The organism is Deinococcus malanensis, from assembly GCF_014647655.1.
Classification (GTDB): Bacteria; Deinococcota; Deinococci; order Deinococcales; family Deinococcaceae; genus Deinococcus; species Deinococcus malanensis.
In genome coordinates, this window is the sequence record NZ_BMPP01000014.1 from 54,261 (window position 1) to 66,449 (window position 12,189).

Annotated in this window: 9 protein-coding genes and 2 tRNA genes; 5 read left to right on the forward strand and 6 right to left on the reverse strand. The window is 67.1% G+C overall.

The window, feature by feature from the left end:
- Positions 1-606: 606 nt before the first annotated feature.
- From IEY49_RS15370 to IEY49_RS15390, 5 genes are read left to right on the forward strand one after another with little or no spacing between them, the layout of a single operon-like run.
- Positions 607-1,974 (forward strand): 3' terminal RNA ribose 2'-O-methyltransferase Hen1, encoded by a 1,368-nt coding sequence (locus IEY49_RS15370; protein ID WP_189010367.1) that lies wholly within the window; start codon positions 607-609, stop codon positions 1,972-1,974.
- On the forward strand, positions 1,971-2,885 hold the full coding sequence (locus tag IEY49_RS15375; RefSeq protein ID WP_189010369.1) for a nucleotidyltransferase domain-containing protein: 915 nt from the start codon (positions 1,971-1,973) through the stop codon (positions 2,883-2,885). Before IEY49_RS15370 ends, IEY49_RS15375 begins: the two co-directional genes overlap by 4 nt.
- Positions 2,882-3,676 (forward strand): nucleotidyltransferase domain-containing protein, encoded by a 795-nt coding sequence (locus tag IEY49_RS15380; protein ID WP_189010371.1) that lies wholly within the window; start codon positions 2,882-2,884, stop codon positions 3,674-3,676. Before IEY49_RS15375 ends, IEY49_RS15380 begins: the two co-directional genes overlap by 4 nt.
- Positions 3,673-4,389: a hypothetical protein gene (locus IEY49_RS15385; RefSeq protein WP_189010373.1), complete on the forward strand. Its 717-nt coding sequence runs from the start codon at positions 3,673-3,675 to the stop codon at positions 4,387-4,389. The genes IEY49_RS15380 and IEY49_RS15385 overlap by 4 nt, the downstream gene beginning before the upstream one ends.
- Positions 4,386-6,926 (forward strand): polynucleotide kinase-phosphatase, encoded by a 2,541-nt coding sequence (locus IEY49_RS15390; RefSeq protein ID WP_189010375.1) that lies wholly within the window; start codon positions 4,386-4,388, stop codon positions 6,924-6,926. The genes IEY49_RS15385 and IEY49_RS15390 overlap by 4 nt, the downstream gene beginning before the upstream one ends.
- A 78-nt stretch (positions 6,927-7,004) precedes the next feature.
- Here IEY49_RS15390 and IEY49_RS15395 read toward each other — a convergent pair whose 3' ends face one another.
- The 6 genes from IEY49_RS15395 to IEY49_RS15420 form a co-directional block, all read right to left on the reverse strand.
- Positions 7,005-7,694, reverse strand: a complete 690-nt coding sequence (locus IEY49_RS15395) for a hypothetical protein (protein WP_189010377.1) — start codon at positions 7,692-7,694, stop codon at positions 7,005-7,007.
- Between the two features lie 80 nt (positions 7,695-7,774).
- Entirely contained in the window at positions 7,775-8,737 is a 963-nt protein-coding gene (locus tag IEY49_RS15400; protein WP_189010379.1) for a DUF1152 domain-containing protein, read from the reverse strand.
- 138 nt (positions 8,738-8,875) lie between these two features.
- Positions 8,876-10,411: a magnesium-protoporphyrin IX monomethyl ester anaerobic oxidative cyclase gene (gene bchE, locus IEY49_RS15405; protein WP_229780840.1), complete on the reverse strand. Its 1,536-nt coding sequence runs from the start codon at positions 10,409-10,411 to the stop codon at positions 8,876-8,878.
- A 169-nt stretch (positions 10,412-10,580) separates the two neighbouring features.
- A tRNA-Gln gene (locus IEY49_RS15410) sits at positions 10,581-10,652 on the reverse strand.
- 5 nt (positions 10,653-10,657) lie between these two features.
- Positions 10,658-10,736, reverse strand: a tRNA-Glu gene (locus tag IEY49_RS15415).
- Positions 10,737-10,767: 31 nt separating this feature from the next.
- Positions 10,768-12,099 (reverse strand): hypothetical protein, encoded by a 1,332-nt coding sequence (locus IEY49_RS15420; protein WP_189010381.1) that lies wholly within the window; start codon positions 12,097-12,099, stop codon positions 10,768-10,770.
- Positions 12,100-12,189: the final 90 nt, after the last annotated feature.

Sequence of the window (12,189 nt, forward strand, 5' to 3'; positions counted from 1 at the left end):
CGGTGCTCCGCTTTGGTGGCCCAGTTGCTGGACCTGGGAGACGCGCCCAGTGCGCGGACCTTGGGTGCATCACCGAACCAGGGGGGGCCAGCCCTGGGCCGCGCCCTACTCGACTTGTTCCAGACCTCAGGCAGGATGCGAAGTCTGAAGCTCCCTCGCCTGACCGATGGCGCGGCCCTTATTGCTGCGGCTCCACCAGGGGTGCACGTGAACGTGACTGGGCAGCCTGCACAGCGGAGCCCAGCACCGCAGGTCATGTCCACGGACGCTGCTGACATACGGAGCGTCTACCGGTGACCCGATACGGGATTTGGGCTGCGCACCTTCAGACGCACGCGTGAAGGAATCGAACCGGGGCCTCCAGATGCCGAACTCAAACGGTCAACGGTGTCCGGCGACGTGAAAAGCGGCCCGGTTACAGGAGATGTCCAGCTCTAGGTTGATGGGGAACCGAGCGAAACACATTCTCGTCTGGACTCTGGTGACCCACGGTGTGACGAGGGGGTAGATCACCGGCTCCTGGCCGCAGCAGCGTTCTCGTTACGCCAGACTGCCGATGGAGCGCGCTCCTTTTGCCGGTAGCCTGAAGCGCACGAAAGGACGCCTATGCTGCTCACCATCTCCACCATCCACCCGCCCGCCACCGACCTTGGGTACCTGCTGCACAAGAACCCGGCCCGCCCCTTCACCTTCGACCTTCCCGTCGGACAAGGGCACGTGTTCTACCCCGAGGCGACCCCCGAGCGCTGCACCGTCGCCCTGCTGGTCGAGGTGGACCCGGTGGCACTCTCGCGGGGCCGGCAGGGTGCGGGCAGCATGCCGCTGGAGCCGTACGTCAACGACCGGCCGTACGCGGCGTCCAGCTTCCTGAGCAGCGCCCTGCGCGAAGCCTTCGGCACGGCCATGACCGGACGCAGCAAGGAACGCCCGGAGCTCGCGGCGCAGGAGCTCCCGTTCGAGGTTCACCTGCCCGCGCTCCCGTCCAGGAGCGACTCCGACCTGGCCAGGCGGCTGTTCGGACATCTCGGCTACACGGTCACCTCCCACCCACACCCCCTGGATCCGCAGTTCCCGGAATGGGGCGAGAGCCCGTACCTGGACCTGACGCTCTCGGCCACCGTGCGCCTCAAAGACCTCCTCGCTCACCTCTACGTCCTCATCCCCGTCCTGGACGACACCAAGCACTACTACGTGGACGAAGCGGAGATCGACAAGCTGCTGCGCCACGGGGAAGGCTGGCTCGACGGGCACCCGGAACGTGAGCTGATCACCCGGCGATACCTGAAGCATCGCCGCGCCCTGCAACGCGCCGCCCAGGCGCACTTCAGTGACGAGGATGCCCTGGAGCCGCCCCGCCCGGTCACGTTGAACCTGAACGATCAACGTCTTGAAGCCGTGAAGGGTGCCCTGCTGTCCAGCGGTGCGTCCAGCGTGCTGGACCTCGGCTGCGGGGAAGGCAACCTCCTCGCCCGGCTCCTGCCGGAACGGCAGTTCACCCGCCTTCTCGGCCTGGACGTGAGCCCCCGGGTGCTCGTCCGGGCGCGGGAGAACCTGCGGCTGGACGACCTGCCGGGGTCGTACCGGGACCGCCTGACCCTCACGCAGGGTTCCCTCACCTACCGTGACACCCGCCTGCGCGGGTACGACGCTGCTGCCCTGGTCGAGGTCATCGAGCACCTGGACGAGACCCGGCTGTGGACGCTGGAGCGCGTGGTGTTCGGGGACGCGCGCCCGGGCTCCGTCGTGGTCACCACGCCGAACGAGGAGTTCAACGCCCGCTGGGCCAGCCTGCCGGCGGGGGACACCCGGCACGAGGACCACCGTTTCGAATGGACCCGCGCCCAGTTCCAGGAATGGGCCCGCCGGGTCGCCAGCGAATTCGGGTACGCCGTCACGTTCACTGATGTCGGGGAGGCCGACGAGCGCCTCGGCCCGCCCACCCAGATGGCCGTCTTCCGGCGGGAGGCCTCATGAACAGCGACCTGCGTCACCTGGCCCTCGGCACCCAGGTGGTCACCCGCGTGGCCCTGCACTCCCCGAACGGCGAGGTGAGCCGCCCCGCCGGCGCGGTCGGCCGCATCGTCAGCGTGCTGGGTGACCTGAAGCATGCGTACCACGTCGCGTTCCCCGACGGGTCCCGGTCAGCCTTCCTGCGCCGGGATCTGGAGATCGCGCGGCATCACCGGAACCCCGAGCCGCCCGAACCGCCCGACTGGACGCAGTGGGTGCAGTACCGCTGCATCGTCGGCTCCCGCGCGTTCGGCCTGGACACCGAGACCAGCGACACGGACCGGCGCGGCTTCTACCTGCCGCCCGCCGACCGGCACTGGAGCCTGTGGGACCTCCCGGAACAGCTGGAGAACGACGCCACCCAGGAAACCTACTGGGAAGTGCAGAAGTTCGTCAGCCTGGCCCTGAAAGCCAACCCGAACGTCCTTGAATGCCTCTACACGCCCCTGGTGGAGACCGCCACGCCCGTCGCTGAAGACCTGCTGGGCATGCGAGAGGCGTTCCTGTCCACGCTGGTGTACCAGACGTACAACGGGTACGTGCTCTCCCAGTTCAAGCGGATGCAGGCCGACCTGCGCAACCACGGGGAGGTGCGCTGGAAGCATGTCATGCACCTGATCCGCCTGCTGCTGTCAGGCATCTCCGTGCTGGAGCAGGGTGAGGTGATGGTGCACGTCGGGGAGCACAAGCCCCACCTCCTGGCGATCAGGCGGGGTGAGGTGCCGTGGGCTGAGATCGACGCCTGGCGGCTGGATCTCCACGCCCGGTTCGACACCGCGCTCACCCGCAGCCGCCTGCCGGAGAGACCCGACTACGAGCGCGTGAACGCCTTCCTGATTCGCGCGCGACGCAGCATGCTGGAGGTGCAGGCATGACATTTCCCCCAGCCCTGCTTGAAGCGGTCCAGGACCACCCCTACCCGCTGCTGTTCGCCACCATCAGTGGGGCGCACCTGTACGGGTTTCCCAGCCCAGACAGTGACTGGGACCTGCGTGGCGTGCACATCCTGCCCGCACGGGAGGTCCTGGGCCTGATGGGCGGACAGGACACCGTGCAGGTCATGAACGACCCCACCCTGGACCACATGCAGATGGCGCCGTACGGCACCGACATCGAACTCGACCTCGTGACGCACGACGCGGACAAGTTCTTCCGACTGATGCTTAAACGCAACGGGTATGTGCTCGAGCAGCTGCACTCCCCGCTGGTGGTGCACACCAGCCCGGAGCATGCCGAACTCCGGCACCTCGCGGCTGGCTGCGTCACCCGGCACCATGCCCACCATTACCTGGGATTCAGCGCCAACCAGTGGCGGCTGTTCGCCAAAGAGAGTCCCCAGCGTCTCAAGCCGCTGCTGTACACCTTCCGCACCGTGCTGACCGGCCTGTATCTGATGCGGACCGGGGAGACCCAGGCGAACCTGAGCGTGCTGAATGAAGAGGCCCGCCTGCCGTACCTCGACGAGCTGATCGCACGGAAGCGCGGCGGCGCGGAGAAGGAACCGTTCACTGGGGACGTGGCCTTCTACGAGCGGGAGGTCTGGCGGCTGACCGCGCAACTCGAAGACGCGCGTGACACCACGCACCTGCCGGATGAAGTGACGCCTGAAACGAAGCATGCGCTGAGCGACCTGCTGGTGACCCTGAGATTGAAGGACCTGTCATGAGCACACTGAAAGGACCTATCGAAGGGCTCTATGCGGTGTTCGCTCATGAGCCGCGTCCAGTGGTGGTTGAGGGGTGCACGAACTGCTGCATCAGTGAGGAAGAACTCGTTACCCTGGTTCTGAAACCTCGCGAGCAGCTGAGCGCGGAGGAACTCCGGTCCTATGCGTCGAACGCTCCCGATACGGTGGGGGCAGAAGCGGACTTCCGGTACTTTCTCCCCAGCCTCCTGGAACTCGCCGCGACGGGTGAGCTGGAGTGGCCCGACCGGCCCTGGGTCGTGCGGCGGCTTCGCATGGTGCCCTGGCACGCGCGGTGGAGCCTCCAGGAACAGAACGCGGTTCGAGCGTACCTGCGCGCATGGTGGTCGGACACCACCACTGAGAACGTCGAAACGGAGGACCTTGACGAGGTTCTGGCCACGCTGAGCCTGGTGGACACGCTCGAAGAATTTCCTCACTACCTCCACAGTTGGCTGGAATCGGGGCGCACCGGGAGGTCACGCCTGGCCCGCTTCATTACGGACCATTCCATGCAACTCGCGTTGGGCAAGCACTGGAATACCTGGGCCAGCCGGGAGGCGGTGCCGGTGCTGAACCACTGGCTCCACAGTGGAATACCGCTCCAGGCGCTGCTGAAGGAATTCGAACAGGATCCGGACGCTCCGGAGGCGGAACAGTTTCTCGAGGCGGCGGCCTTACTGGAGAGCAGATGACGACCATTCACCTTCCTGAATTGTGCCTGGTGGCCCTGATCGGCGCGTCCGGGTCCGGCAAGACCACCCTGTCCCGGCAGCTGTTCGCCCCGGGTGAGGTGCTGTCCAGCGACGCGTTCCGCCTGATGGTCGCGAACGACGAGAACGCCCAGGACGCCACCCGGGACGCCTTCGACAGCCTGTATTTCGTGGCGCGCAAACGACTGGCGCGCGGCCTGCTCACGGTCATCGACGCGACGAACGTGCAGGCCGACGCCCGCAAGCGCATCGTCAGTCTGGCCAAGGAGTTTGACGTCCTGCCGGTGGCCATCGTTCTGGACCTGCCGGAGGACACGCTACTCGAACGGCACCGGGCCCGCACGGACCGGCCGTTCGGCGCGCACGTGATCGGGCAGCAGGTAGGCCACCTGCGCCGGTCTCTGCGCAAATTGCAGGGGGAAGGGTTCCGGCAGGTGTCGGTGCTCAGCACCGAAGCCGATGTCGGCCCGGCCCGGGTGGTGCGGGAGCGGCTGTACAACAACCTGCGGCACGAGACCGGCCCGTTCGATTTCATCGGGGACGTGCACGGCTGCCTGGAGGAACTGCGCGACCTGCTCGGGAAGCTGGGGTACGAGACCGCGGATAACCTGTCGGTGACGCCTCCCAAGGGGCGCAAGGCGGTGTTCGTGGGGGACCTGGTGGACCGGGGGCCGGACACGCCGGGCGTGCTGCGCCTGGTAATGGGCATGGTCGCCGCGGGGACGGCGCTATGTGTGCCGGGGAACCACGACATCAAGCTGATGCGGGCGTTGCAGGGGCGTAAGGTGACCGTGTCGCACGGCCTGGAACAGTCCCTGGAGCAGCTGGCCGCCGAACCGCTCGAGTTCCGCAGGGAGGTCGCGTCGTTCATCGAGGGCCTGATCAGCCATTACGTCCTGGATGGCGGCCGGGTGGTCGTCGCGCACGCGGGCATGAAGGCGGTGTACCAGGGCCGCGCGTCGGGCCGGGTGCGGGAGTTCGCGCTGTACGGGGAGACGACCGGCGAGACGGACGAGTTCGGGCTGCCGGTCCGCTGGGACTGGGCGGCAGAGTACCGCGGGGAGGCGCGGGTGGTGTACGGTCACACGCCCGTTCCGGTGGCCGAGTGGCTCAACCGCACCATCGACATCGACACCGGCTGTGTGTTCGGGGGGAGCCTGAGTGCGCTGCGCTATCCGGAACTGGAGCTGGTCAGTGTGCCGGCGCGGCAGGTGTATGCTCAGCCGGTCCGCCTGCTACTGCCGGAAGGGGATGCACCTTCAGCCCAGCAGGCGCACGACGAGCTGCTGAACCTGGAGGACGTCACCGGCAAGCGCAGCATCGAGACGCGCCTGCGCGGACGCGTCACGGTGCACGAGGACGAGGCCGCCGCTGCACTGGAAACCCTCAGCCGCTTCGCGGTGGATCCGCGCTGGCTGGTGTACCTGCCGCCCACCATGAGCCCGAGCGAGACGAGTGGGCGCGAAGGGTTCCTGGAGTACCCGGCCGAGGCCTTCGATCACTACCGCCGGGCCGGGGTCGAGCGGGTGGTCTGTCAGGAGAAGCACATGGGATCGCGCGCCGTCCTGGTCGTCGCGCGGGACGCGGCAGCGGCGCGGGCCAGATTCGGCGTGCAGGACGGCCGCTCAGGCGTCGTATACACCCGGTCGGGCCGGGCGTTCTTCGAGGATGCGGCCCTGGAAGCGGAGGTCATTGATCGCGCCCGTGCAGCCCTGGACGCCAGCGGCCTGTGGGAGGAGCTGCATTCGGACTGGGTGGTGCTGGACGCGGAGATCCTGCCCTGGTCACTGAAAGCGGGTGAGCTGATCCGCCGGCAGTACGCGGCGGTAGGCAGTGCGGCGGCCGCGACCTTCCCGGCGGAAGTGCAGGCGCTGGAGGCCGCCGTGGCCCGCGGCCTGCCTCTCGCGGATCTGCTGAACCGCACCCGGGAGCGTGAGACGTTGACCACGGCCTATGTGTCGGCGTACCGGCAGTACGTCCGCCGGGTGACGTCCCTGGCAGACATCCAGGTGGCGCCGTTCCACCTGCTGGCGAGTGAGGGCGGCGTGCATGTGGACCGGGACCACGTGTGGCACTTTCAGGCCCTGGCGCGCCTCGCGGAGGTGGACCCGGTGTTCATCGCGACGGGTCACCGGGAGGTGGATCTGAACGACCCGGAGGGCGTCGCGGTGGCCGAGCAGTGGTGGCTGGACCTCACCGCGGGGGGCGGGGAGGGTATGGTCGTCAAACCGCTCGGGTTCGTGGCGCGCGGCAAAAAGGGGCTGGTGCAGCCGGCGGTGAAAGTGCGGGGGCGCGAGTACCTGCGGATCATCTACGGGCCGGAGTACACCCAGGCCGGGAACCTGGAGCGCCTGCGGGCCCGGGGTTTGAACGGCAAGCGGTCGCGGGCCCTGCGGGAGTTCGCGCTGGGCGTCGAGGCCCTTGAGCGCTTCGTGCGGCGCGAACCGTTGCGGCGGATCCACGAGTGCGTGTTCGGGGTGAGTGCCCTGGAGAGCGAACCCCTGGACCCGAGGCTGTAATGGGCTTGGGAGGAGAGGATCGCCTCACGGTTCCGCTTTACGGTCTGAGGGGCCGCCGCATGGCCGCAGCCCAGTCCCTTACGGCCGCCGGACAGCGAGTGGGAGCGCAAAGAACGCGTCGAAGCGCTCGACCGATTGCCCGTTCACAGTGCGTCCAATCCGGAAATCCACCAGCACCTGCCCGGTCTTTTCGAGGCGCATGATGGACAGGTTCGCCACCCGGACGGTCGCCTGGTTCAGGTTGCCGTCTTCGAACAGCCAGCCGTGCCCGGCCCGGGGGCCGAGAGGGTCGTTGGACGTCACCTCGAACGTCTCGCCGGGCCTGGTCCAGCCGTAGGGGGTGCGGACCCGGTTCTGGCGCGGGTCGAGCACCAGTCCGCTAAGGCCTTCCAGACCCCGCCCTCCCTGGAACAGCAGCGTGCCGTCGGTTCGGCGGGTGATCGTCAGGGTGGCGCGGCCAAAAGCGGTATATGCGGGTTTCACGTCCAGGAAGCGCTGGTACTCCTCACGGGTCACCCCGAAGCGCGGGTCGTACGGGAGGGGCTCACCGGGGGCCGCGTTCCGGACCTGCTCAAGGAACCAGTCACGGTGCGTCCGGGCGGCGTCCTGCATACGCCGGCCAATGTCGAGGATGTCGGGTGGGTACGTGGGCGTCAGCAGGTCGACCGTGACCCGGCCGCTGGGCAGCAGGGTCTGGACCGGTGGCGGCGCCGCAGCGCTGACGGTGGACAGCAGCGTGGCCAGCAGGGGAGGCAGGACCCGGTTCATGCTCCTATTGAATGGGCGGGCGGCGGGGGCATGGTCCTTCCATAAGAAATGGTGGAGACGAAGGGGTCAGATAGCGGGCTTCACAGGGGGATGCTGGTCCATGGTCTGATGGTGGAGCAGCTGGCGCGGAACGCTTCAATGATGCGCGTCACTTCACCGATCGTGGTGGTGTCACGCAACTGGTCCAGGTAGAGGTTCCGTGCAGCGACCCTTTCAGCCTTAAACGCCCAGTACAGGCCCATCAGGGGGTTGATGAACAGCTTGGAGGTTCGGGTGGCGGTCGTCGTGTGGTGATCCCCGAAGTGTCCTTCGACGGCGTCCAGGACAGAGGAGGACACGATGCTCGGGAAGTCTGGCATCCGTTCGTGCACGAAGGTGAGGGCCTCGCGGTACCGCTGGACTTCGGGCATGTCCGGGGTAAGGCTCCACGCGCCCAGGTACGCGCCCTGCCGGGTGAGGTCCGCCACGGCTTCCAGGTACTGGGCGTGCGCCACGCCGTGGAAGGTGTCCACTCCGAAGCCCAGGCAGACCAGCAGCTTCTGCTCCACACCATCCAGCTCCTGCATCACGGCGAGACTGACCGCGTCTTCCTCCGGGGTGCCGAGACCGGCCTCATCACCCCGCATGAGGCTGTCCGTCCCGCCGTCCACCAGCAGCACCGTGTCTACCTCGAACAGCTCCACCAGCTGCTCGTAGGCTGAGCGCAGGGGACGCACGCCGGTGCGGGGAAAGGCGTAGATGGACTGCGGGTGACTTTGATTGGCAAGCCAGCGGGCGAGGTGCACCTCCGGGAAGTACCGGAGGTCGGAGCGGGTATCCGGACGGACTTCGTAAAGCGCGTCGCCCAGCTGCCGGGCCTGCGTGAGATCCAGGCTGGTGAAAGAGAAATTTGCCAGAATCACCTGCTTGCCCAGCCCGGTCAGGGCAAAGTACAGGGGCAGGCCGCAGAACAGGTCATAGCCGCCACCGGCGCCAGCAAGCAGGACCGTGCGCGCCTGATCAAACCGGCTGAAAATCGGCGGCAGTAAGGCGGACGGAGTCATTCTTCCCGAGGTTACCCGAGTTCCCCGGGGCCGTCAGACGTCTTTGCCCGGGGAGGCCCCCTTGACCAGATGAACTTCACCAACAGGGTTCAGGCTTCCTGGAGGGGATGGTCCGGGTTCCTCCGTCCGCCTGCGCAGTCAATCTGCTGCTCTAAGCAGCGGTTCCCTGCGGCGGGGCACGCGTGCGAGCGCTTCCTCATGCGCGGAAAGCGACTCGCCCCAGAATTCGCGCACCGTCATGCCCTCCCGCAGCCTGCCGAACGACCGCAGGAACTCGGCCACCTCATGCATCCAGACCCGGCGGCCCACTGAGTAATACCAGCGCATGGCGTGCCGGTAGGCGGCGTCCCGGTGCGTGAGGCTACGCCACAGCATGCGGAGGCGCAGCTGCACGCCGAGTTCCATCAGCTTGAACCACAGCAGCACACGCCACGGCGGCACATGCCGGCTGGCAAGAACCTGGTGCTTGTAGTCCCACTTCGTCACGTCCGTCTGAATGACGCGGCGGTGGGCCACGGTGTCGAAAAAGGGCGTCCAGCGGTGTGGTGTGATGTACAGCAGTTGAATCTGGTCCGGGTCGTAGAGCAGCAGTTGCTGAAAGGAGCGCCAGTAGTCCAGGTCGCGTTCTTCTTCGAAGCCCACCACATACGTGGCCATGGAGATCATGCCGTGTTCGCGCATCAGCCGGATCGCCTCGCGGTCATCTTTGGTGGTCGCCCCCTTACGGATGCTCGCCAGGGTGCCCTGGTCGTAACTCTCGATGCCCAGGAGAAAGCGGATCACACCCGCTTTGCGGTAGAGGGGAAGCAGGTCTGCATCCCGGACAATATCGCCCGCCCGGGTGGAACCCACGAGCGTGACTGGCACGTCCTCGGCGATCAGGGCTTCCAGGAAAGCCTTCCAGGCTGCTCTGTTGCCGGTGGGAAGTTCGTCCGCGAAGTTGAACATCTGGACGCCGTGGTCCCGGTGGAGCCGGGCGATCTCTGCGGCGAAGAGCACGGGGTCGCGGTGCCGGCGCTGCGTCCAGAAGCCGCGCTGGCCGCAGTACGAGCACGGGTAGGGGCAGCCGCGTGAGAACTGCACCACGACGGCCCGCTGCTCGCCCCAGTAGGAGTAGTCGGCGTGATTGATCAGCTCCCATCCTACCCGGTACTCGTCAAGGTCGAGAATCATGGACGCGGCCGAGGTGGCGTGGGGCTGGCCGGCCCGGCGAACAGCCAGCCCAGGCACGTCGTTCAGGTCCGCACCCGTGGCCAGGGCCTGCACCAGCGTGGTGACAGTGCGCTCGCCCTCGCCCCGCACCACGATGTCCACCTCGGGGTGCCGCTCCAGGATGTCGTGCCAGTGGTAGGTCGGGAAGACGCCGCCGTACACGAAGGGCACGCCCGGGAGCACGGGCCGCAGAACCTCAAGGATCTGCACCACGACTGGATGGGCGGACGTGGATCCCGCGTGGCCCACGAGGAGGACATCCGGAGCACAGCGCAGCACCCGGTGGCGGATCTCCTCCACACTGAGGTTGTGCAGGTCCGCGTCGAGCAGCTCCACCGTGAAGCCCGCGTCCAGCAGCGGTCCGCCGACACTCAGGAGGCCCAGCGGGGGCAGCTGCTCGGCGGGGACCCGGCTGCCGATCGAACCATGCGGAGGATTGAGCAGCAGGACGCGCAGGGACATGGCCGGAGTGTAGGGGGCTGCGGCTGTTCAGGCGTCCAACTTTGGGTGGTTCGAAGAACGTGCTGGCCTTGCACGGTCATGCCGCAGGTTGGGCGCCCCTGATGACATGCACGCGCCTGCGGACAGCACGAAAGTAGCGCCCCGAGCCTGCGGGGCGCTTCTTTGATGATGCTGAGGACAGGGCTCGAACCTGCGTCCAGCCGGATCCAGAGCCGGCCGCTCTCCCACTGAGCTACCCCAGGACAATGAAACCTCAGGCAGGGCTCGAACCTGCGTCCAGCCGGATGGAGAGCCGGCCGCTCTACCGCTGAGCTACCACGATTTCACTCGCATTCTTCCGAACCCCCTCAGCGGCGTCAATGAGCCGTTTGGCGCAGTGGTTTGCCACTGAATACGCCAGCCTGCCTGAGCAGCTTGGCCAGGGCCGGGCTGCCCACACTCACCCCATGGACAAGTTCCGGCGTCGGACGGAACGGCGCCACCCTCGCACGGTCCCGCGGGGCCACCCACCCGCTTTTCTGCGGGTCCAGGCCGGCCTCCTGGCAAGCTTCGGTCACACTGGCGCGGGTGCACACCGTGTCACCCAGCAGCACCTCCCACGGCAGAGGCAACCTGGACCACACCGCGGTGTTCGGATCGAGATCTCCCCCAGCAGACTGGTGCCACCACGCGACGTCGCCCGCCATCAGCCGCAACGCCTTTCCTGGGCACACGGCGTCCAGAACCTCGTCCGCGTCCAGGGCGTACAGGGCGGCCATCCAGCCGTCGCGCGCTTTATTCCACGCTCCGGCCAGCAGGTTCCAGGTGGTGCTGTCGTTGCCACGACGAACGACCATCGTTTCGCGGTTGATGTTCGACACCGCCCACACCTCCTGCATCAGAGCCGCGGTGCGTTCCAGAACGGCGTAGAACCGGCCGAGCAGTTCGCCCTGCTGGGATTCGGTGAGGTGAGCCAATACTTCCGCGTCCGGGTACACCTTCGCGATCGCCCACCAGTGGGTGGACGTCGACTGGCGGCACTGTCTGAACAGCAGGTCGGCGATCTCATCGTACGCGCGGGCCTGCCCGGCGATGGTGAACTCACTGCGGACGTGGCAGCGGGCAGTGTAGTACGCGATGAAGGCGGCTGTCCGGGCGTCGCGCGCGAAGTCCTCGAACGGCAGTTCGGAAGCGAGGCGGGACTTGCTGATGAGGGTCAGCGCCCGCTTCTCCAGTTCCCGCACGACTTTCTGCCGCTTGCGTTCGAGCCTCCCGGCCAGCCGGAAGCGTTTGTTGTACTGACGTTTGCTCAGTTCAAGGCCAGCCTGCTGGCGGGCTTCCCGGTTGAGGCGGTCACGCAGGAAATCGCTCTCCCCGACGCGTTTGCCGATTTCAGCTTCCGCCTGCTCGAGGTACTGCCCGATGTGCGTGTCGCTGACCGTGTGCGGGTCGGGGAGGGGGGCGCTGAACAGGGCGCCGGCCACGCTCAGCTGGCGTGCCATGCCTTCAGGGCGGTGGAAGTCTTCTGTCATGCTGCTCCACCCGAATGGATTGGCCCATTTGGAGAGCGTACGGGCCTGGAACAGGCGGCGGCGTTCAGGGTCGGTGATCAGGTCGCCGAGGAGGTGCTCGATCGGGCGCAGGAGGTCTTCTGGACGCATCCGGCGATCGAGTGAGGTGTGCAGGTCCTTGAGCAGGTCAGCAGTCATGGTTGTCCTCTCCCGCAGGTGCGGTCCAATCAGTGTACGGAGGGGCGCAGCCGGAATGAACGGCACTCTGGCGGAGGCGATCCAGGCTGT